At 60.4% G+C, this 22,186-nt stretch carries 17 protein-coding genes (1 of these 17 cut by a window edge); 7 read left to right on the top strand and 10 right to left on the bottom strand.

Annotated features, from left to right (window positions below; translation table 11 throughout):
* Positions 1 to 2: 2 nt before the first annotated feature.
* Complete coding sequence (gene ccoO / locus ACOYXJ_RS29020; protein WP_003223389.1) at positions 3 to 611, bottom strand: cytochrome-c oxidase, cbb3-type subunit II; 609 nt, start codon at positions 609 to 611, stop codon at positions 3 to 5.
* Between the two features lie 10 nt (positions 612 to 621).
* Positions 622 to 2,046, bottom strand: a complete 1,425-nt coding sequence (gene ccoN, locus ACOYXJ_RS29015) for a cytochrome-c oxidase, cbb3-type subunit I (protein ID WP_034152830.1) — start codon at positions 2,044 to 2,046, stop codon at positions 622 to 624.
* Positions 2,047 to 2,141: 95 nt separating this feature from the next.
* On the opposite strand from ccoN, the gene ACOYXJ_RS29010 reads away from it, so the two are divergent.
* Together ACOYXJ_RS29010 and ACOYXJ_RS29005 are read left to right on the top strand one after the other, a co-directional pair.
* Positions 2,142 to 2,822, top strand: coding sequence for an alpha/beta family hydrolase (locus ACOYXJ_RS29010; protein ID WP_460367171.1), 681 nt, complete (start codon positions 2,142 to 2,144; stop codon positions 2,820 to 2,822).
* A gap of 1,045 nt (positions 2,823 to 3,867) precedes the next feature.
* The gene (locus ACOYXJ_RS29005) at positions 3,868 to 4,233 is read left to right on the top strand and encodes a DUF6124 family protein (protein WP_460367169.1); all 366 of its coding nucleotides are present in this window, start codon (positions 3,868 to 3,870) and stop codon (positions 4,231 to 4,233) included.
* A gap of 204 nt (positions 4,234 to 4,437) precedes the next feature.
* On the opposite strand, the gene ACOYXJ_RS29000 is transcribed toward ACOYXJ_RS29005, so the two are convergent.
* From ACOYXJ_RS29000 to inhA, 3 genes are all read right to left on the bottom strand, one after another.
* Positions 4,438 to 6,003 carry a methyl-accepting chemotaxis protein gene (locus ACOYXJ_RS29000; RefSeq protein WP_007917140.1) on the bottom strand — a complete coding sequence of 522 codons (1,566 nt, stop codon included), beginning with the start codon at positions 6,001 to 6,003 and terminating at the stop codon, positions 4,438 to 4,440.
* A 102-nt stretch (positions 6,004 to 6,105) separates the two neighbouring features.
* A complete protein-coding gene (locus ACOYXJ_RS28995) occupies positions 6,106 to 6,897 on the bottom strand; it encodes a lysostaphin resistance A-like protein (protein ID WP_460367167.1) in 792 nt (263 codons plus the stop codon).
* Positions 6,898 to 7,131: 234 nt separating this feature from the next.
* Complete coding sequence (gene inhA, locus ACOYXJ_RS28990) at positions 7,132 to 7,818, bottom strand: isonitrile hydratase (protein WP_123592799.1); 687 nt, start codon at positions 7,816 to 7,818, stop codon at positions 7,132 to 7,134.
* A gap of 89 nt (positions 7,819 to 7,907) precedes the next feature.
* Between inhA and ACOYXJ_RS28985 the strand changes: the two genes are divergently transcribed.
* Both ACOYXJ_RS28985 and ACOYXJ_RS28980 read left to right on the top strand, forming a co-directional pair.
* Positions 7,908 to 8,891, top strand: coding sequence for a GlxA family transcriptional regulator (locus ACOYXJ_RS28985; RefSeq protein ID WP_460367165.1), 984 nt, complete (start codon positions 7,908 to 7,910; stop codon positions 8,889 to 8,891).
* Between the two features lie 75 nt (positions 8,892 to 8,966).
* Positions 8,967 to 9,599, top strand: a complete 633-nt coding sequence (locus tag ACOYXJ_RS28980) for a hypothetical protein (RefSeq protein WP_150794335.1) — start codon at positions 8,967 to 8,969, stop codon at positions 9,597 to 9,599.
* On the opposite strand, the gene ACOYXJ_RS28975 is transcribed toward ACOYXJ_RS28980, so the two are convergent.
* The 4 genes from ACOYXJ_RS28975 to ACOYXJ_RS28960 form a co-directional block, all read right to left on the bottom strand.
* Positions 9,571 to 9,960 (bottom strand): hypothetical protein, encoded by a 390-nt coding sequence (locus ACOYXJ_RS28975; RefSeq protein ID WP_460367163.1) that lies wholly within the window; start codon positions 9,958 to 9,960, stop codon positions 9,571 to 9,573. The two genes, ACOYXJ_RS28980 and ACOYXJ_RS28975, sit on opposite strands and share 29 nt — an antisense overlap.
* Before the next feature lie 360 nt (positions 9,961 to 10,320).
* Complete coding sequence (locus ACOYXJ_RS28970) at positions 10,321 to 12,147, bottom strand: glycoside hydrolase family 15 protein (protein ID WP_150794334.1); 1,827 nt, start codon at positions 12,145 to 12,147, stop codon at positions 10,321 to 10,323.
* Positions 12,140 to 12,940 carry a 3-oxoacyl-ACP reductase FabG gene (fabG, locus tag ACOYXJ_RS28965; RefSeq protein ID WP_460367161.1) on the bottom strand — a complete coding sequence of 267 codons (801 nt, stop codon included), beginning with the start codon at positions 12,938 to 12,940 and terminating at the stop codon, positions 12,140 to 12,142. Before fabG ends, ACOYXJ_RS28970 begins: the two co-directional genes overlap by 8 nt.
* A 129-nt stretch (positions 12,941 to 13,069) precedes the next feature.
* Entirely contained in the window at positions 13,070 to 14,074 is a 1,005-nt protein-coding gene (locus tag ACOYXJ_RS28960) for a terpene synthase family protein (protein ID WP_150794332.1), read from the bottom strand.
* 328 nt (positions 14,075 to 14,402) lie between these two features.
* On the opposite strand from ACOYXJ_RS28960, the gene ACOYXJ_RS28955 reads away from it, so the two are divergent.
* Entirely contained in the window at positions 14,403 to 15,575 is a 1,173-nt protein-coding gene (locus tag ACOYXJ_RS28955; protein WP_460367159.1) for an MFS transporter, read from the top strand.
* A gap of 111 nt (positions 15,576 to 15,686) precedes the next feature.
* On the opposite strand, the gene ACOYXJ_RS28950 is transcribed toward ACOYXJ_RS28955, so the two are convergent.
* Positions 15,687 to 16,820, bottom strand: coding sequence for a cupin-like domain-containing protein (locus tag ACOYXJ_RS28950; RefSeq protein WP_460367157.1), 1,134 nt, complete (start codon positions 16,818 to 16,820; stop codon positions 15,687 to 15,689).
* A gap of 129 nt (positions 16,821 to 16,949) precedes the next feature.
* Between ACOYXJ_RS28950 and ACOYXJ_RS28945 the strand changes: the two genes are divergently transcribed.
* Both ACOYXJ_RS28945 and ACOYXJ_RS28940 read left to right on the top strand, forming a co-directional pair.
* On the top strand, positions 16,950 to 17,687 hold the full coding sequence (locus tag ACOYXJ_RS28945) for a thioesterase II family protein (protein WP_460367155.1): 738 nt from the start codon (positions 16,950 to 16,952) through the stop codon (positions 17,685 to 17,687).
* 240 nt (positions 17,688 to 17,927) lie between these two features.
* On the top strand, positions 17,928 to 22,186 hold the 5' portion of the coding sequence (locus tag ACOYXJ_RS28940; protein ID WP_460367153.1) for a non-ribosomal peptide synthetase. The gene runs 8,062 nt beyond the window's last position; only the first 4,259 of its 12,321 coding nucleotides appear in the window; the start codon lies at positions 17,928 to 17,930; its stop codon lies off the right edge, out of view.

The raw sequence follows: 22,186 nt of genomic DNA, 5'->3' as shown, positions 1-22,186 counted from the left end.
GTTCACCTCTTGCTCTTGATCGCAGTGCCGAGCACTTGCAGGTAGGAGACGAGGGCGTCCATTTCGGTCTTGCCCTTGAGGCTGGCCACCGCGCCGCTGATGTCGTCGTCGGTGTACGGCACGCCGAGGGTGCGCATGGTCTTGAGCTTGGTTTCGGTGTGGCTGCTGTCGACCGCTTGCGTAACCAGCCACGGATAGGCCGGCATCTTCGATTCCGGTACGACGTTGCGCGGGTTGTACAAGTGCGCGCGGTGCCAGTCATCCGAGTAACGCGCGCCGACCCGGGCCAGATCCGGCCCGGTACGTTTCGAGCCCCACAGGAATGGGTGATCCCAAACGCTTTCGCCGGCTACCGAGTAGTGCCCGTAACGCTCGGTTTCGGCGCGGAACGGGCGGATCATCTGCGAGTGGCAACCGACGCAGCCTTCGCGGATATAGATGTCGCGGCCTTCCAGTTGCAGCGCGGTGTAGGGCTTCATGCCTTCCACCGGTTTGTTGGTGACGTCCTGGAAGAACAGCGGGACGATCTGGGTCAGGCCGCCGATGCTCACGGCGAACACCATGAGCAACATCAACAGGCCGACGTTCTTTTCAATCGTTTCGTGTTTCATGGCGGACTCCTCAGGCCATCTGCGCGGCAGCGACGACATCAGCAGGCTGCGAGGCCCGCACGGTGCGCCAGGTGTTGTAAGCCATCAGGAACATGCCGCTGAGGAAGATCGCCCCACCGATCAGCCGCACGACGAAGCCTGGGTGGCTGGCCACCAGGGTTTCGACGAAGGAATAGGTCAGCGTGCCGTCCTCGTTCACCGCGCGCCACATCAGGCCCTGGGCGATGCCGTTGACCCACATCGATGCGATGTAGAGCACGGTGCCGATGGTCGCGAGCCAGAAGTGCGCGTTGATCAGGCCGACGCTGTGCATCTGCGCTTTGCCGAAGATTTTCGGGATCATGTGGTACAGCGCGCCGATCGAGATCATCGCCACCCAACCGAGCGCGCCGGCGTGTACGTGGCCGATGGTCCAGTCGGTGTAGTGGGAGAGGGCGTTGACGGTTTTGATCGCCATCATCGGACCTTCGAAGGTCGACATGCCGTAGAACGCCAGCGAGACCACGAGGAAGCGCAGGATCGGGTCGCTGCGCAACTTATGCCAGGCGCCCGAGAGGGTCATCATGCCGTTGATCATGCCGCCCCAGCTCGGTGCCAGCAGTATCAGCGACATCACCATGCCCAGCGACTGCGCCCAGTCCGGCAGCGCGGTGTAGTGCAAGTGGTGCGGGCCGGCCCAGATGTACAGGGTGATCAACGCCCAGAAGTGCACGATCGACAGGCGATACGAATACACCGGGCGCTCGGCCTGTTTCGGCACGAAGTAGTACATCATCCCGAGGAAACCGGCGGTGAGGAAAAAGCCTACGGCGTTGTGGCCGTACCACCATTGCACCATCGCGTCGGTTGCACCGGCGTACACCGAGTACGACTTGGTGAAACTCACCGGCAACTCAAGGTTGTTGACGATGTGCAGAATCGCCACGGTGATGATGAACGCGCCGAAGAACCAGTTGCCCACATAAATGTGCTTGGTCTTGCGCTGCATGATCGTGCCGAAGAACACGACGGCGTAGGCGACCCAGACGATGGTGATCAGGATGTCGATCGGCCATTCCAGCTCGGCGTATTCCTTGGAACTGGTGTAACCCAGCGGCAGGCTGATCGCCGCCAGCAGGATCACCAGTTGCCAGCCCCAGAAGCAGAACGCGGCGATTTTCGGCGCAAACAGCTGAGTCTGGCAGGTGCGTTGCACCGAGTAGAACGAACTGGCGAACAGCGCACAGCCACCGAACGCGAAGATCACCGCGTTGGTGTGCAGTGGGCGCAGGCGGCCGAAACTGGTCCAGGGCAAATTGAAGTTGAGTTCGGGCCAGACCAATTGGGCCGCGAGAAAAACCCCGAGCCCCATGCCGACGATGCCCCACACCACCGTCATAATGGCGAATTGGCGGACCACCTTGTAGTTGTAGGCGGTACTGATAGAAGTGTTCATGGTTCCCCATCCACGGTTCAGCCGAAGTGAGCGCGCGCAAGACACGCGGCGAATCCTTCGTCTGGAGTTATAGGCAGACTAAAAGCGAGGCAAGCATGGACAAACAGCACAAGGCCAGTATTGACGGGGATCAATGGGCGCAGTGCGTGCGGGATCATGGGTGGCTTTGGGACGCCGCCAGTGGTGAGGCTTCGGCGACGTTGATCCTTGCTCACGGTGCTGGTGCGCCGATGGATAGCGAGTGGATGACGGATATGGCTGGGCGCCTTGCCGGGCTTGGGGTGAATGTGTTGCGGTTTGAGTTTCCTTATATGGCGCAGCGGCGCGTTGATGGGGTGAAGCGGCCGCCGAATCCTGCGGGGAAATTGCAGGAATGCTGGCGTGCGGTGTATGCCGAGGTGCGGCGTCATGTCGCTGGGGGTTTGGCCATTGGCGGGAAGTCTATGGGTGGGCGGATGGCGAGTCTTTTGGCTGACGAATTGGGTGCCGATGCGTTGGTGTGTCTGGGGTATCCGTTTTATGCGGTGGGGAAGCCGGAGAAGCCTCGGGTTGAGCATTTGGCTTCCTTGCAGACTCGGACGTTGATTGTGCAAGGGGAGCGGGATGCGCTGGGCAATCGAGAGGCGGTTGAGGCGTATACGTTATCGCCGAGTATCAAGGTTTTTTGGCTGGTGGCCGGGGATCATGATTTGAAACCGCTCAAGGCTTCAGGTTTTACCCATGAACAGCATTTGGCCAGCGCCGCGCAGAAAGTAGCCGAGTTTCTCAGCAACTGACCGAGCTGGGCTGAAATTTTGAACTGCATGAAGATCTGCTCCCTTTCCCCTCGCCCCCTTGGGGGAGAGGGCTGGGGTGAGGGGGATCGATTTCAGCAACGACATATTTTTTGGGTACATATCCATTCCTGCGGCAACGGCCACTTAGGGTTCCGCCCTTACGGCGGGTCACTTTTTCCAAACGCCGAAAAAGTAACCAAAAAGGCTTGCTCCTACGTACGGCCCGCTCGCTAAAGCTCGGGGTTCCTTCGCTCCGGGATCGATCCGGGCGCAGCGCCTACGGTTTGCTTCGCTGCACCTCCTCTCGCTGTGTTTGGCTGCGCCAAACGGTCGCTGCGCTCCCACGCCCGGATCAATCCCTCCACTCAGCCTTCCGACGTCGCCCGTGGATCAAGATCAAAAGCAGGCGAGCTGACACTCGGCCTATTGAGTGGTGAAGAGCGGGGCGTAGTCGGCTTTGGATTTGTGGTGGATTTTTTCCTCACCCCAGCCCTCTCCCGGAGGGAGATAGAGCTGATTTGTGGGCCTTTCAGAATCTGAGTTCGACTCGGTATCGCACGTCGGCGTATCTCTTCCATTCCACGCGGTCAGTCCCCTCTCCCTCTGGGAGAGGGTTAGGGTGAGGGGCTATTTCGCTGACACGATAAAAAACTTGAAGCGCTCACTGTCCACCATTTCCCGTGCGTAAACATGATTTTGTGAGCACGTTTAAATTACACAACCCGTTACGCCACGGGGCCTACAACACCTTGCGCCGTTACCTACGCGTACGCCAGAATCCGCCGGCTTACACGACCATGGCTCGGGCTATATCGTTTCCCTGCCACTGCCCATCAGTGGTCGGGTTTAGTAGCCCGTATGGTTTTAGTAAGTGCATAGGTCCCATTAAGTCAGGCGCATCTGCCTGTACTCAATGGTGGCTGTGCTCAGGGCGCTTTCGAGCGCGCCGGTCTTGCTAATTCCTCCGGTCTACTAACCTGCGCACAGCCGCCACCCTTCTTTTAGTAGAGAACGGTCGCGGCCCTTGTTCAGGAATTAGATATTTATGTTCAAAGCCACGCCAAACCCTCCGGGCACAGACCCAACCCCTCACGACCCAGCGCTTGAGTCTCAAAAGACAAAAGAAGCAACCGATCGCGCCCTCGACTACTACCTCAGACCCGAAGCACTGGGTGCTCCACCAAGCTCGCCAAAATTTCGCCCCGTCTATCTCGTCGACCCCACGCTGGATGACGAAACCCTACTGGTCGAGGCGAGCGAGTCGCTTTCATACGCCCATGCCATGGCCGGCAACATCGCCAACTCAATAGGCGGCCCGGAGCGCAAACCGTTGCTGGCGCTGCAACAGGTGATCATGCTCAACGAACTGTTGGTCAATCGATTGCTGGATAAGCTGAAGTTGCCTCAGTAATTTCTCTGGCTGTTATGGCCTCTTCGCGAGCAGGCTCGCTCCCACATTGGAACTGCTCGGGACCACAGTTTTTTGTCCGACGACAATCCCCTGTGGGAGCGAGCCTGCTCGCGAAAGCGGCCTGCCCAACAACGTCCATTTCATACAGGCAACAAAAAACCCGGAAGCTCTCGCCATCCGGGTTTTTTGTTATCGCCAGTTCAATCAGCGGTTAAACCGCTCCACCAACGAGTACTGCGTATTCGCCGTCTTGGTCAGCTCTTCACTCAGCAACGCCGAGTTATGCGCCTGTTCCGACGTCTGATCCGCCAACTCCGAAATATTGCTGATGTTGCGGCTGATCTCTTCAGCCACCGCACTTTGCTCTTCCGTCGCCGCAGCAATCTGCGTGGTCATGTCGGTGATGTTGGCCACCGCTTCACTGATGCCGACTAACGCCTGATCCGCTTCGAGCACTCGCGCTACACCTTCTTCGGCCTGACGATGCCCGGCTTCCATGGTCTGTACGGCACTCGAAGCCGTCTGCTGCAACTTGGCGATCAGGGCGTGAATCTGCCCGGTCGATTCACTGGTGCGTTGCGCCAGTTGGCGAACTTCATCGGCCACTACCGCGAAACCACGGCCCATCTCACCGGCACGCGCGGCTTCAATCGCTGCGTTCAGCGCCAGCAGGTTGGTCTGGTCGGCGATGCCTTTGATCACGTCGACCACGCCGCCGATTTCGTCGCTGTCCTTGGCCAGTTGGGTCACGGTCAGACCGGTTTCCCCAACCACCACGGACAAACGCTGAATGGCTTCGCGGGTTTCCCCGGCGATGTCACGGCCGCGACCGGTCAGGCGATTGGCTTCCTGAGTGGCGTCAGCAGTGCGCTGCACGTGGCTGGCCACTTCCTGAGTAGTCGCGGCCATCTGGTTGACGGCGGTGGCGACCTGTTCGGTTTCCACCCGCTGACGTTCCAGGCCGGTCGAGCTGCTGTGTGCCAGTCGGTCGGATTGCTTGGCCTGATCGGTCAAGTGTTCGGCGGTGTCCTGCAGGCGGGTCAGGCAGGTTTTCAGGCGTGCTTCCTGGCTGAGGATCGACATTTCCAGACGCGCTTGGGCGCCACGGCTGTCGGTGTACATCTGCGCGATCAGCGGGTCGGAGGTGGTCTGCTCGGCCAGGCGCAGCAGGCGTTTAAGCCCGCGTTGTTGCCATTGCAGACCCATCAGGCCCAGCGGTACCGACAAACCGGCAGCCAGAGCAAAGCCCCACTGCGAGTTCAGCGTCGCGCCGATCACGAAGCTCAGTTGGCTGACCAGAATGAACGGCAGCCAGTCTTGCAGAACCGGCAGCCATTTATCGCTGGAAGGGATCGCCGACTTGCCTTGGTTGATGCGTTGGTAGAGCGCTTCGGCACGGCGGATCTGCTCGGCGGTGGGTTTGATCCGCACCGACTCGTAACCGACCACCTGATTGCCGTCGAACACCGGTGTTACATAGGCGTTAACCCAGTAATGGTCACCGGTCTTGCAGCGATTCTTGACAATGCCCATCCATGGCAAGCCTTGTTTCAATGTGCCCCACATGTGCGAAAACACCGCCGCCGGGACGTCTGGGTGACGGACCAGGTTGTGCGGTGCACGGATCAGCTCTTCACGCGAAAACCCGCTGATCTCGACGAAAGCGTCGTTGCAGTAGGTGATCACGCCCTTGGCATCAGTTGTGGAGATCAACCGCTGCTGAGCCGGGAAAGTCCGTTCGCGTTGTGTAATGGGCTGGTTGTTACGCATGGTTTTTCAATCCGCAAGGCTTTGAAAGGTTGTCGGCGGTGACAGCTTTTTATTGAAATTTTTTTTCAATAATCAGCACGGCGTCGCAAAACGGCGCTTGCTTCAGCCGGCGAGCATCGGATAGGTGAACAGGCCGAAGTGCAGCAGGTTCAGGCCGAAATGCGTGGCGATCGCCGCGCCGAGTCCGCCGAAACGGTAGGCCAGACCATAGCCGACACCCGCCAGGCCTGCCAGCAACACCCAAGTCCAGCCCGCGCCGGCATGCACCAGACCAAACAGCAACGAGGCCAGCAGCAGGGCGAGGTTTTCACCGTAAGGCAGGTGTTTGAAGCGGTGGCTGAGGCCGCCCTGTATATAGCCGCGAAACAGCGCTTCCTCGACCAGTGTCACCAGCAGCAGGTTATTCAGCACCCACAACCATGCCTGATCCGGCCACTTCGGCGCCCAGGCGATTACGCCAAGCAACAGCGCACCGCCAAGGGCCAGCATCGCGCTCAGCGTCAGGGCGAGGGCGGTGGCGTAGACGCTCAGACGCAATGAACGGCGCCCGACAATCCACGGGCAGACCAGTAGCAACCAGAAGCCAATCAGCGGTTTATCGAGATTCAGATACATCGAGAACGGCACGGCATTGTCGGTGAAGCGCTGCAGATCGATGGCGCGCCCGTTGGCAAACCCCGGCAACCAGTGCAACGCCAGCGCCAAGGCCAGCACGATGAACAGGCCATGGCCGAGAAACCGTGCGACCGGCACCTGTTGTTGGCGCACGGCAAAACCGGCGAACACCAGTAATCCAACGGAGATCAACGCCAGCCAACCGAGGTGGCCGTAGCTCAGCGCCCATCCGTAACCGAGGCTGAGAAGCGCCAGATAGAGCCATGGCAAAGCCTTCATCGAAAGTCCCTGTGCAGAATGTGTGGAGGGGCTTTCTACACGGGTGGGGGCGTGGGGACAAGTGAAGGTGTGGCGGGAAGTGGGGACGGCAAACAAACCCGAGGCCGCACACAAAACCCATTGTGGGAGCGAGCCTGCTCGCGAAAGCGGTGGGTCAGACAACATCAATGTCGACTGATCCGCCGTCTTCGCGAGCAGGCTCGCTCCCACAGGGGATTTATGTAGGGATTGGATCTAGTGCAGGTTAAGTTTCGCGGCAGCACGCTCGGTAATTTCCGTACGCAGCTTCAGCGATGGCGCTGCACGTAAACGTGCTTCATCGACAATCGCACCCGGCGCAGTCTCCGGGCTGCCTGCGTTGAACGGTGGCGCCGGAGCATATTCCAATTGCAACTGGATCAGTTGCGCCGCGTCAGCACCCACCAACTCTTCCGCCAGCACCAAGGCAAAATCGATCCCCGCCGTAATCCCGCCACCGGTAAACAGATTGCCGTCACGCACCACCCGATCCTTCACCGCAATCGCGCCCAGTGTCGGCAGCAGATCGTGATACGCCCAGTGCGTGGTCGCGCGTTTGCCTTGCAGCAGGCCCGCCGCGCCAAGGACCAGCGAACCGGTGCACACCGAGGTCACATACTTCGCTTGAAGAGCCTGGCGTTTGATGAAGTCCAGCGTCTGCGCGTCTTCCATCAACGGCCCGACACCGCCGCCACCGGGAATGCAGATCACGTCCAGGCACGGGCAATCCTCGAACGTGGTGGTCGGTTTCAGCAGCAGACCGGTGCTGGCGGTGACCGGCATCAAATCCTTCCAGATCAGATGTACTTGCACGCCCGGCAGCGAGGCGAGCACGTCATAGGGACCCGTCAGGTCGAGTTGCTGAACCTGTGGAAACAACAAAAAACCGATCTGCAGCGTCATTGTTCTTGCTCCATGAAAAAGGGTGGACGGCTTCACTGTAGGCGCGTAGGTTCTGGCGCATACGCCAATAACCCCACGAATTACGCCAAATGCCCAAAGCCATCCACGTACTCGCGTTTGCCAATATGCAGATACTCGATGTCACCGGACCGTTGCAGGTGTTCGCCTCGGCCAATGACCTCTGTCGTCAACGCGGTTTGTCCGTGCCCTATGCGCCGTCGGTGATTGCCAGCGAGGGCGGGGCGGTGATGTCCTCGGCGGGGCTGGCGGTATTGGCCGAACCGCTACCGCTGGAGCCCAGCGACACGCTGATCATCGCCGGTGGCTGGGGCATTTATCCTGCCGCCGAAGATGTGGCGTTGGTGGATTGGGTGCGCGAACATGCGGCGAAATGTCGGCGCGTAGCGTCAGTGTGCACCGGGGCATTTTTGCTCGCGGCCAGTGGCTGGCTCGACGGTCGTCGCGTCGTCACCCACTGGACCCGTTGCGAACAATTGGCGCAGCAACATCCGAAACTGCAGGTCGAGGCCAATCCGATTTTCATCACCGACGGCCCGGTATGGACCTCGGCGGGTGTCACCGCTGGCATCGATCTGGCACTGGCGATGGTTGAAGAGGATCTGGGCAGCGACATCGCCTTGGACGTCGCCCGCCATCTGGTGGTGTTCCTCAAACGCCCGGGCGGGCAATCGCAATTCAGCGTGACCTTGTCGTTGCAGAATCAGGGCAATCGTTTTGATGAGTTACATGCGTGGATCGCCGAGAACCTCACCTGCGACCTCGGCGTCCCGACCCTGGCCGAGCAGGCGGGCATGAGCGAACGCAGCTTCGTCCGCCACTACCGCGCCGACACCGGTCAAACTCCGGCGCGGGCCATCGAACTGATCCGCGTCGAAACCGCCCGGCGATTGCTCAGCGACACTGGTTTACCGGTCAAACGCATTGCGGCCAATTGCGGGTTTGGCAGTGAAGAAACCTTGCGCCGCAGTTTCCTGCGGGCGATTGGCGTGACGCCGCAAGCCTATCGCGAGCGGTTTTCGGTCAGCGCTGCAACCGATCCGGTCATGCCTTGAGGGTTTCCAGCGGGGCTTCTTCGGGTTCAGATAAACTGCGCAGCTAATTCTGCCGACCGACTTCAAGGACGATGCATGTCACTCAAACCGCTGCTTGCTCTGCTGGTACTCGTCGGAATGCTGGCCGGTTGTGCCTCGCCGCCCCCGTCACTGCCGGATACCCCGCAACGCCGTGAACTGATGGAGCGCATGTTTGCCAAGTCGACGATCATGCTGTCGTTCAAGGAACTCGAAGCACGAGCTGCCGCCGAGCCGGGCGAACCAAAGCGCCAAGTCTCAGCAGACGAAGCTTTGGCCAAACATAAGCAACAAATGAATGTCGACCTGCCAGCCGCGTACTGGCAGCAGCGCCGCGCAAACCTCGCGCAACTGATCGATGCCAGGGCCAAGGGCGAAGCCGTCGGTCTGGCGGCGTACAAAGAGAAGTACTTCGAGCAGTTGTCCCAGGCTCCGACGCCCATGCTAGCGGCTCTGGCCCATGCACCGCGGATGGACGCGCTTCCAGAGTTTCCATTAGTGCTGCCGAACGATCATCAACTCAGTTACTTCTACCTGATGACCGTCGCGGAAGAGACGTTCTGGGAGATTGAGCAGTTTTACCAGCACATGGCCGATCTGGATGCCCAGTACGGCGTGTGCGCGCTGTACCCGGGTTGCTACCGACCGGACTTCCGCACGGCTAAGCCTCGGCTTCCGCCACCTGATTGAAATACTTGCTCCGATCCGGGGTAAACGTCACCAGCATCTTCGTCCGCGAACAGGTCAGCGAACGTTCGCTGCTCAAGTCGATATCCAGATCCTCCCCACGTAACCCCTGCCATTGCGCCAGATATTTCAGCGAGCCATATTTTTCGTTTTTTTTCAGGCTGCGGCTCACACCACCTTTCCAGCCAAGCACGGGCAGTTCGCCGGCCAGACATTTTTGCGCGAGGTCGGGGAAGCGGGTGGCGCGCTGGCGGCCGATTTCCCAGCATTTGATCAGGCCTTTGTCCGCGGCTTCCCAGAGTTGGGTGCGGGTCAGGCCGCTGCGAAGGGGCGTGTCGATGGTGCGCTGGACGTGCTGGCTCATTCTGGTTCCTTGAATTCGGGTTTTATTGGACAGCTCCGCTGTGCCCGTTGCGGTGGATGGTAGGGGCGGATGTAACAGCTGGCAACAGGGTATTTCCGGGTGTGACTGCGAGTTGCGGGGTAGGGATGACAGGGGGGATGTTGAACCGCTGTAGTCCGCAGGTGTGTCCAACTGTGGTGAGGGGATTTATCCCCGTTGGCCTGCGCAGCGGCCCCAAAGTCAGAAGCCCCGGTACTTCTGGATGAATGAGTTGGATGGTTTGGGGGCTAATGCACAGCCGAGCAGGGATAAATACCCTCGCCACAGGGATCCTACAAAGTCATCGTTTTATGGGCTATTTCCTACAGCCTCTAGCGAACATTACGGCTGCCACTCACTCTTTTCCCCGCTCAAGCGCCGATCCAGAAAACTCGCCGCACTGATCAACGCCAGATGTGTCAGCGCTTGCGGTGTATTGCCCAAGTGTCGACCATGGCTGTCGAATTCCTCTGCATAGAGGCCCAGCGGGTTGGCATAACGCAGCAATTGCTCAAACTCCAGATGGGCTTTTTCAACCTGCCCCGCGCGAGCCAGGCATTCGACGTACCAGAATGAACACGCGGCAAACGCGCCCTCGGTGCCGGCCAGGCCATCGATATTGCTGTCGTCATTGCGATAGCGATAAACCATGCCGTCGCGCACCAAGGTCTTTTCGATGGCTTCAAGGGTCGACAGCCAGCGTGGATCCTTGGCGCTGACGAAACGCACCAGTGGCATCAACAGCATCGAACCGTCGAGTGCGGTGCCGCCCTTGTACTGGACGAAATGCCCGCGCTCTTCATCCCAGAAATTGTCCCAGATGTCGGCGTAAATCGCCTGTCGGGTCTGGTCCCACTGGGCGAACGGTGCCGGCAGCGAGCGCTTCGAGGCCAGTCGAATCGCCCGGTCAAGCGCCACCCAGCACATCAGTCGAGAATGCAGAAAGTGGTGCTGTTCACCGCGCATTTCCCAAATGCCTACATCCTTGGTCTGCCAGGTCTCACAGACTTGATCGACCACTTCGCGCACGTGTTTCCAGCCTTCGTGGGAAATCGCGTCGCCATATTTGTTGACCAGATACACCGCGTCCATCAGCTCGCCGAAGATGTCGAGCTGGATCTGCTCGTACGCGCCGTTGCCGATGCGCACCGGTTTTGCGCCGCCGTGTCCGGACAGATGATCCAGTTCGGTTTCCGGCAATTCCTGGCGACCGTCGATGGCGTAGAGAATATTCAGTTTCATCGGCTGGCCACAGCAGTCGCTGACCCGCCCGCGCAACCAGCCCATGTAGGCGTTGGCCTCGCCGACAAAGCCCAGGCGCATGAACGCGTACACCGTGAACGAGGCATCGCGGATCCATGTGTAGCGATAATCCCAGTTGCGCTCGCCACCCGGTGTTTCCGGAAGACCGAAGGTGGCGGCGGCGAGAATCGCGCCGTGTTTTCGCGATGTCAGCAGTTTCAACGCGAGGGCCGAGCGGTTGACCATTTCCCGCCAGCGGCCGCGGTAAATCGATTGACCGATCCAGTCGCGCCAGAACTTCAGCGTGCGTTCCATGCACAAGTGTCCGGCGCCTTCGGCGAATCGAGGATCATCGGTGGCACCGAGCATGAACGCCGCCGTTTCATTTTGCTTGAGCGTGAATTGCGCCACCGCCGCTTGCGCGTCGATCTGCATCGGCTGGTCCGAGGCCAGGCGCAGTGACGGTTGGCCGGCAGCGCTGAACGTCACGTCTTGTTGATCCATCTCTGCTCGGGTGTCGGCTCGGGCGTAATCGTGGCGCACGGCGCAGCGCATCGTGAAAGTCGCCGACCCGCTCACTACGCGAACCCGCCGCATCAGTAGCGGCAGGGCATCGTCACTGTCTCCGATAGGCAGCAGATCGGTGACTTCCACCACCGCCCGCTCGCTCAGCCAGCGGGTTTGCAGAACATTGGTGTCGGGCAGATAGATCTGCTCGCGGCGCGCGTCGGGCAAGTCCGGCGCCAACTGGAAAATCCCCGCGTCGGGGGTATCCAGCAACGAACAGAAAATCGACGGGCTGTCGAACTCCGGCCAGCAGAAAAAATCGACACTGCCGCGATCATTGACCAGCGCTGCACTGCGCATGTCGCCGATAATGCCGTGGGCGTCGATCGGGCTTTGTCGTTCCAGGTGATGCTCAGCCATTGCCGCGAAACTCCGGATAGAGGCTCATGCCGCCGTCGATGAACAGGGTGGTGCCAACGATGTAGTCGGCAGCATCCGAGGCGAGAAAGACCACGGCGTTGGCGACGTCTTCCGCGTCGCCGATACGCCCGTAGGGAATCAGATCAAGCAGCTTTTCGCCGGCAGCGCCTTCGGTGGCGTCTTTATTGATCGCCGTGCGAATCGCCCCCGGCGCGATGCCATTGATGCGGATGCGTTGATGGCTGACTTCCTGCGCGAGGGTCTGCATCAACTGATCGACGCCACCCTTGGACGCTGCATAGTTGACGTGCCCGGCCCAGGGAATGCGCTGGTGCACTGAACTCATGTGGATGATCTTGCCGGCCGCGCGGGACACGCCTTCACGAACGCCTTGGCGATTGAAGATCCGCAGGGCGGCGCGGGCGCAGAGGAATTGGCCGGTGAGGTTGACGCCGATCACCGCGTTCCAGTCGTCCAGCGACATATCCACAGCGGGCGCGTCTTTTTGCATACCCGAGTTGGCCACCAGAATATCCAGTGAGCCGAAGGCATCGAGGGTTTCGGCGAACAGCCGTTCAACCTCGTCTTCCTTTGATACGTCGGCGCGGATGGCGATGGCCTGGCCACCGTCGGCGACGATCTGCCGGGCAAGTGCTTCGGCAGGTTCGGCCTGTCGGTTGTAGTTGATGACCACTGCAGCGCCGGCAGCCGCAAGGGCCTTGGCGGCGGCGTGACCGATGCCAGAACTGGCGCCGGTGATCAGGGCTACCTGGCGGGTAAGGGAGATCTGCATGAGTGTCTGGGCCTGAAGCTTTGTCTTCAATAGCTGACTGGCCAGCGCAGGCGAGAGTTCAGTGAAAATTCTCTACACCCTCCTGGCCCAAATGCGCTGTGAGGCAGTTGAGCGTTTTATAGCGACCATTCAGATGTGGTAGCGCGCACTGTGTTTATGCCATTCCAGATTACCCGCCACCCAAGTGGTCAAGCCCTTCAAATAGCGTTTGGTCAAAGGTGCGGCATTGTTCAGCAGTTGCTTTTCGAGCGTTGAGTATTCCTGCATGACGGCATCATGAATATCCGCCGCCTTATCGATGGCCTCTTGCAGCGAGCAGTGATGTCTGGACGCCAGAAGGTAGGGAAGCTTGAAGTCTCCCGTTTCCTTGAGGTGCTCCTTGTACGCGGAATACAAGTCATTGACCAAAGTCGTGGCCAGTGCCGCCAAGGCGCTGATGCGATGAATCTGTGGGTGGGAATACAGGTTGGCGGGTACTTCGTAGCCACCAATAACATCAATCAGAACCTGACAAGGCCAGAAACTGTTGACCTGTCGGCTGGCCAGATATTCGGCGATGGTGGGTTGGGTACCGTAGATACGCCACGGGGCTTCGGCAGCCATGGTGACAAACATGGCAATGGTGATTTGCCGTACTCGAGCCACTTGTGATGGGGTGGAGAATTGCCCCACGCGTTTCATGTAAGACAGCAAGCCCCTGATTACCGGGTCGCACGTTTGTTGTTGCGAAAGTTCTTCATCGAAAGGCGCAGGCAAATACACCGGATCGATTGCCGTAATGGCGAACGACAGCATTTCGGCCACTTTCTCGGGGCGGCCACCGAGCGATAGGTCGTCACAATAATGGTCATCCACGGCGAACAGTGCCGCGAAACATTGCGCAGCGAGCAGTAACCTGTCCGGATCGTCCGTGTCGGCGTGGCACAACATCGCGTAGCGACCGAAGTCACTGGCGCGCAGTTTTTCGTGTTTACCGGCAAAGATACCCACGCTCGGTATCCACGTCATAAGACGCTCGTTGACTTCCTGGCCCAGCGCCTCATCAATGCGTGTCGGGGAAGGACAGAAAAGGCTGCGCACGACAAAGGGCGAAACGGCGCTGCGTGGTTGTGCCGTGAAGGTGGGGCGATTCATGGTCTGCTCCTTTTACGCCGCTTGCCTCGGGACACTGGATGCAGTCGTCGGGTCTGAGCAATGTTCTCAACCTGCGAGTTCCTGCATGGGTAACGTTGGGTATATGAATGCGCTTTGTTGGGGAACGATGCACCTGTCAGGTCTGACAGGTACGCATGATTTGCGACGAATGGTTGCGTTGCCAACAGCAGGCGGCTGAAGCTTCAAGTGTGAAAAAACGGTACTGGCTTCATTTGCATTTCAGGCCTTCACATTCCACCAACAATTGCGCGCTTCCACGCCCCCCGAGCCTATGGCAACTTGGCGGCCCTTGATGAGGCTGCAGTCCATGGCAAACCCCTACCGCGAACTGTTCTCCGCCCCCGGCGCAGGCAATTTTGTGCTGGCCGGGATGATCGCGCGCATGCCGATCTCCATGACCGGTATCGGTGTGATCACCATGCTTTCTCAGTTGAAGGGTGGCTACGCTTTGGCTGGTGGCGTGGCGGCGACGTTTGCGCTCGCCACGGCGTTTTGTGCGCCGCAGGTTTCAAGGCTGGTGGACCGCTTCGGTCAGGGGCGGATTCTGCCGGTATCGGCGTTGATCGGCGGCGGGGCACTGTTGATGTTGCTGCTCTGCACCCGCTTGCAGGCACCAACCTGGACGCTGTTCATTTTCGCCGCATTGGCCGGTTGCATGCCGAGCATGTCGGCGATGGTGCGCGCACGCTGGACCGAGATCTATCGTGGCCAGCCGCAATTACAGACCGCGTATGCGCTGGAATCGGTGCTTGATGAGGTCTGTTTTATTGTCGGTCCGCCGCTGTCGGTGGGGTTGTGCGTGGCGGTGTTTCCTGAGGCCGGGCCGTTGGCGGCGTTGTTGGCGCTCGCGATTGGTGTCACGGCGTTCGTCGCCCAGCGCAGCACCGAGCCGGCAGTGCATCCGCAGGAGTCGCATCATCAGGGTTCGATCATTGCATCGACGGACATTCAGCTACTGCTGGCGTTGATGATTGCCATGGGCATCATCGTCGGTGTGATTGATGTGGTCAGCGTCGCGTTTGCCCAGCAGCAAGGGCAACCGGCGGCAGCGAGCATTGTGTTGTCCGTGTACGCCATCGGTTCGTGCCTGGCCGGCATAGCCTTCGGTGCGATGCGCTCGAAATTGCCATTGCCGCAGTTGTTCCTGTACGGCGGCGTGGCGACGGCGGTGACGACGTTACCGCTGTTGCTGGCGAGCAATATTTTTGGCTTGTCGCTGGCCGTGTTCATTGCCGGACTGTTCTTCTCGCCGACGCTGATTGTGGCGATGGCGTTGATCGAGCGCATCGTGCCACCAGCCAAACTGACTGAAGGCCTGACCTGGCTGGTCACCGGTTTGAGTATCGGCGTGGCGATGGGGGCTGCGGGTTCCGGCTGGCTGGTGGATGCCTTCGGCGCCCGTAGCGGGTTCTGGCTGGCGATTGCGGCCGGGGCGGTGGTGCTGGGTTCGGCGGTACAGAGTTACCGCCATCTGAAATGAAATTTCCATTGTGGGAGCGAGCCTGCTCGCGAAAGCGGTGTGTCAGGCAACATTCAGATTGAATGTGAAATGGCTTTCGCGAGCAGGCTCGCTCCCACAGGATTTGCAGTGTTACCAGCCCCGTCCCGAATTCACCCAGAAATTCACTGACAGTGATGTCGACACCGACTCCACCTGATGGAACCAGCCCTCCGGCAGGAACAGCAAATCCCCGGCCTCCAGCGTTACGCGCAAGAAGGTCACGTCCCGAGCGGCGGGGAAGCGCTCGTAGTCCGGCGCATCGGGGTTGAAATCGCAGCCATCCAGACCGCCCTTGGGCGCCGTCGACCAGGTGCCCAAGGCTTCACGATGATGCGGCGCGGCGAGGGTGAATTTCTTCTGCCCCCAGACCTGCGCGAAGAGGTTGTCGGTGTCGTCACGATGCAACGGCGTCAACGTGCCTTTCGGCCCGATCCAGATACGCGGCGGGATGAATAACGAGGCGTCGAAGTAGGCCGGGTATTTGATCTGTTGCATCAGCTGCGCCGGCAGGATGTTGTTGCCCATATACGCTGGCGGCTCGCCATCGGCGCCCTTGACCGCCGGTTGGTCCAGCGAGGCGATGAAGTCGGCCATCGAGGTAGAGCGAAAATCACGTTCGGTGGAGAAGGTTTTCTTCACGTAGTCGCCATGGCGGGTAATGCCTTGCAGTTCGGCGAAATGCACCAGCGATTGTTCACGGCTGAGCTTGAACAGTGGCCAGTCCTGCAACGCATTGCTGATCACCACGGGAATGCCATTGGGCAGATAGCGGCTTTTGAACTCGGTGACCGACAGTTCGCTGCGCGCAAGACGTTCGATGCTGCTTTGGGTTGGCAGGCCGGCAGTGAGTTTTTCACTGAAGCGCGGCGGGGTCGGGTAGCGCTTGTTCATGTCGACTTTTTCCGCCACGGCGCGGCCGTGCATCGCATGCTCGATGATCTGCGGCAGCATCGTTGCCAGGCCCATGTTGCCGCCGATCTTCAGGCGCCCGCTGGCGAACAGCTCTTCGACGTTGGCCATGCCGCTCATGATCCCGAGGAAATCGCGCTCGGCGACTTCAATGGTCACGTCCGGGCTGGCGTGGCGTCCGGGCACGGTGCGGCTGCTGGCCTTGACCTCGGACCAGTAGGCCTGCTGCGGACCAAACACGAATTGAAAAACGCCTTCGATGCCGACGGCGCCGGCATTGGCGAACAGTTTGCCCAGGATGCTCTGCAGGTCCACGGTGATCCCTCATTATTGGTTTTGGCCTGAACAGTTAACGAGCACCTGTTGGGGGAATTTACCGGTCGATGACTAATTTGCCTGGCGCGGGATCCGTCTCTCTCTACAGATGAATTTTTCGAGGAAAGCGTGGTGACCAAGCTGACCCTGCTGTGCCTGCCGTACTCCGGCGCCAGTGCCATGGTCTATAGTCGCTGGCGGTCGAAACTGCCGCAGTGGCTACACTTGCAACCGGTTGAGCTGCCGGGACGTGGCGCACGTTTTGGTGAGCCGCTGCACACCGACATGCGTGGGCTGGCGATGCAACTGGCCAAGGAATTGCGTCCGACACTCAACGCACCTTATGCGCTGTTCGGCCACAGCCTTGGCGCGTTGCTGGCCTGCGAAATTGCTCATGCCTTGCGTGCGCTGGGTTGTCCGGAGCCGGTGGCGATGTTCGCTTCCGGCACGGCGGCGCCAACCCTGCGTGCCGATTACGATCGCGGCTTTGCCGACCCCAAGACCGACGCCGAGCTGATCGAACAACTGCGCACGCTCAATGGCACCAGCGAAGAAGTGCTGGCCAACGAAGAGCTGATGAGCCTGACCCTGCCGATCCTGCGCGCGGATTTTCAACTGTGCGGCAAGTTCGAACCGCTGGCGCGACCGCTGCTCAACTGCCCGGTGCATGTGCTCGGCGGCAAGGCTGATCGTGCCACCACCGAGCAATTGATCGGCTGGAGCAAGGAGACCCGCGGCAGTTTCTCGGTGGATATGCTCGCGGGCGGGCACTTCTTTATTCATGAGCATGAAGCGAAGGTGCTGAAGGTGATCAAGGATCAGCTCGATGTGCATCATCGCCGGCATGCCATGGCCGCAACCGCCTGAACACCGAAAACCCCTGTGGGAGCGAGCCTGCTCGCGAATGCGCCGTGTCAGCCAATATAGATGGCGCCTGACACACCGCGTTCGCGAGCAGGCTCGCTCCCACAATGATTTGCACATGTCTCAAACCCCGCATAGCCCCACCTGACAGTTGTTCTCATTCGCTAATTTTTCCGGTCTGCATTCGTTTTATAGGGATGACGTGCCTTTGTGCTTCCTGCCTACTGATCCGGATGCTGAGAAATGAATGCTGAAGACTCCTTGAAACTTGCTCGCCGGTTTATCGGGTTGCCCCTGGAAAAGCGCCAGATGTTCCTCGCGGCGCTGCAAAAGGAGGGCGTGGATTTTGCCCGGTTTCCGATTCCGGCCGGGATCGAGGCGGAGGATCGCCAAGCGCTGTCCTACGCGCAGCGACGCATGTGGTTTCTCTGGCAACTCGATCCGCACAGCGGCGCCTATAACCTGCCGGGCGCTGTGCGCCTGAGCGGTCGCCTAAACCTCGGCGCGCTGGAGCAAGCTTTCGCCAGCCTGGTCGAGCGGCACGAAACCCTGCGCACAGTCTTCCAGCGCCAGGCTGACGACAGCCTGTTGCAGGTGCCGGCCACGGCGCCACTGATGATCAGCCATGAAGATTTCAGCGCGCTGCCAGCCAGTGAGCGTGAACAGGCCGTGGTGCAGGCCGCCGAACAGCAATCGGTATTGCCGTTCGATCTGGCCGTCGGCCCGTTGCTGCGGGTGACCTTGCTCAAGCTCGCCGAGCAGGAACATGTTCTGCTGCTGACCCTGCACCACATCGTCTCCGATGGCTGGTCGATGAACGTGCTGATAGACGAATTCATTCGTTGCTACGACGCGTTCGATGCCGGCCAGCAGCCGCAACTGGCCGCGTTGCCGATCCAGTACAGCGACTACGCCTTGTGGCAGCGCCGCTGGCTCGAAGCGGGCGAACAGGCGCGCCAGCTCGATTACTGGCAAGCACAACTGGGCGACGAACACCCGGTGCTGGAGCTGCCGCTGGATCATGCCCGCCCGGCGATGCCGAGCTATCGCGGCACCCGTTACGAATTCGCCATTGATGGGCAACTGGCCGAACAGCTGCGCAACACCGCGCAGCAGCACCAGGTCACTTTATTCATGTTGTTGCTCGGTGCCTTCAACGCGCTGCTGCATCGCTACACCGGCCAGAGCGACATCCGTGTCGGCGTGCCGATTGCCAACCGTAACCGTGGCGAAATCGAAGGGCTGATCGGCTTCTTCGTCAACACCCAGGTGCTGCGCACCCGACTGGACGGGCAGACGCGGGTCGATGACCTGCTGCGCGCGATCAAGGAAACCGCGCTTGGCGCTCAGGCGCATCAGGATTTGCCGTTCGAGCAACTGGTCGAAGCGCTGAAACTGGAGCGCAGCCTCAGTCACACGCCGTTGTTCCAGGTGATGTACAACCACCAGCCGCAAGTGGCCGATATTGCCAGCCTCAGCACGGCGTCCGGCCTGGTGCTCGACAGCCTCGACTGGCAGAGCCGCACCACCCAGTTCGACCTGACCCTCGATACCTATGAGAAGGGCGGCAAGTTGCACGCGGCGCTGACGTACGCCAGCGACTTGTTCGAGGCTTCAACCATCGAACGCATGGCCCGCCATTGGTTGCGCTTGCTCTCGGCCATGGTCGCCGATCCGGCGCAACGCGTCGGCGAATTGCCGCTGCTGGAAGCGGATGAACAACACACGCTGGTGCATGACTGGAACAACGTCCACGCGGTCTATCCGACCGAAACACCCATCCACCAACTGATTGAGGCGCAAGTTACGCGCACGCCGAATGCGCCTGCGCTGGTCTTTGGCGAGCAGAACCTGAGCTACGCCGAACTGGATGCCCGGGCCAACCGCCTCGCGCATCTGTTGCGTGAGCAAGGCGTGCGGGCCGACAGTCTGGTCGGTGTTTGCGCGCTGCGCTCGGTAGAAATGGTCGTCGCGCTGCTGGCGATTCTCAAGGCCGGTGGTGCCTACGTACCACTCGATCCGGAGTACCCGCAGGAACGTCTGGCCTACATGATCGAGGACAGCGGCATCACCTTGCTGCTGACCCAGGATGCTTTGCTGGCATCGCTGCCGACTGACGGCGTGCAGGTCATCACGCTGGATCAACCGGGCCTGCTCGACCGCTACAGCGACAGCCGCCCGAACGTCAGTGTCGATCCGCTGAACCTGGCCTATGTGATTTACACCTCAGGCTCTACGGGTAAACCGAAAGGCGCCGGCAACAGCCACGCCGCGCTGGTCAACCGTTTGTACTGGATGCAAGAAGCCTACGGCCTCGACGCCAGTGATTCGGTGTTGCAGAAAACCCCGTTCAGTTTCGACGTGTCGGTCTGGGAGTTCTTCTGGCCGCTGCTGACCGGCGCGCGTCTGGTGGTTGCTGCGCCAGGTGCACACCGCGATCCACTGCAACTGATCGACATCATCAACCGCCACGGCATCAGCACGCTGCACTTTGTGCCGTCGATGTTGCAGGCGTTCATTCACGAGGCGGGCGTTGAAAGCTGCACCGGCCTCAAACGCATCGTGTGCAGCGGTGAAGCACTGCCGCTGGACGCGCAACAGCAAGTCTTCGCCAAACTGCCGAACGCCGGCCTCTACAACCTCTACGGCCCGACCGAAGCGGCCATCGACGTGACCCACTGGACGTGCGTTGACGAAGGCGCCGACAGCGTGCCGATCGGCCGGCCGATCGCCAACCTGCGCACCCATGTGCTTGATGCCGAGCTGCTGCCGGTACCGAGCGGCGTGGCCGGCGAACTGTACCTCGGCGGCGCCGGGCTGGCGCGCAGTTATCACCAGCGTCCGGCGCTGACCGCCGAGCGTTTTGTGCCGTGCCCGTTCCACGACGGCGCGCGGCTGTACCGCACCGGTGACCGGGTGCGCCAGCGTGCCGACGGTGTGATCGAATACCTCGGTCGTCTCGACCATCAAGTGAAACTGCGCGGTCTGCGCATCGAGCTGGGCGAAATCGAAACCCGCCTGATGCAGCATCCGCTGGTGCGCGAAGCGGTGGTGCTGGTGCAGGGCGGCAAGCACTTGGTGGCTTACCTTGTGCTGGAGAATGCTCAGGCGGACGAACAGTGGCAGCAGGACGTCAAAGCGTGGTTGCTCGGCAGCCTGCCGGAATTCATGGTGCCGACCTACCTGGTTACGCTGGCCAAACTGCCGGTCACCGCCAACGGCAAGCTCGACCGTAAAGCCTTGCCGCAACCGGACGCCGCGCCGCAACAAGCGTTCGTCGCGCCGCAGGATGCGCTGCAAAAAGCCTTGGCGGCGATCTGGGAAGATGTGCTCGGCCTTGAGCGCGTTGGTCTGGAAGACAACTTCTTCGAACTGGGCGGCGACTCGATCATCTCGATTCAAGTGGTCAGCCGTGCGCGGCAGGCCGGGATTCGTCTCAGCCCGCGCGACCTGTTCCAGTACCAGACCGTGCGCAGCCTCGCGCTGGTTGCCACGCTGGATAATCAGACCTCGGTAGATCAAGGGCCGGTGACCGGCGCCGCTGTGCTCGGGCCGATCCAGCAGCATTTCTTCAGTCGCGTGATGCCGCTGCGTGAACACTGGAACCAGTCGCTGCTGCTGACCCCGCGCGACACCCTGAATGCACAGTGGCTTGATGCCGCGCTGACGCAGGTGATCAATCACCATGACGCCTTGCGCCTGCGCTTTGTCGAAAGCGCCGACGGCTGGCAGCAAAGCCATGGCCCGTTGATTGAAGGGGCCGACCTGTGGTTGCGAGATGCCGAGTCCGCTGAACAGTTGCAGGCGCTGTGCAACGAAGCCCAACGCAGCCTCGATCTGCGAAACGGTCCGCTGCTGCGTGCACTGCTGGTGACGCTGGCCGATGGCACGCAGCGTCTCGCGTTGATCATTCACCATTTGGCGGTGGACGGCGTTTCCTGGCGGGTGTTGCTGGAAGATCTGCAGCAGGCTTACGAGCAATTGGCGGCGGGCGGCGGCATTCAGTTGCCGGCCAAGACCACTGCCTTCCAGAACTGGACCGCGCGCCTCGAAAGCGCCGCTGCATGCTTCGATGAACAACTGGATTACTGGAAAACCCAGCATCAAGCTGCGCAGGATCTGCCGTGCGAACGTCCCGATGGCAGCCTGCAAAACCTGCACGGCGAGAAAATCGAATGGCGCCTCGACGCCGAGCGCACGCGCCAGTTGCTGCAACAGGCACCGGCGGCGTATCGCACGCAGGTCAACGATCTGTTGCTGACCGCATTGGCCCGCACCATCAGCCGCTGGAGCCAGCAGCCCGGCACGTTGATCGAACTGGAAGGGCATGGCCGCGAAGACCTGTTCGACGACATCGACCTGACCCGCACTGTGGGCTGGTTCACCAGTCTGTTCGCGGTCAATCTGACGGCCGCCGACGATCTCGACGGGTCGATCAAGTCGATCAAGGAGCAGCTGCGCGCCGTGCCGGACAAAGGTCTGGGCTACGGCGTGCTGCGTTA

The organism is Pseudomonas sp. Tul2A7, from assembly GCF_054790505.1.
The sequence above is the reverse complement of the archived record's forward strand: the minus strand, read 5'-3'. Positions and strand labels throughout refer to the sequence as shown.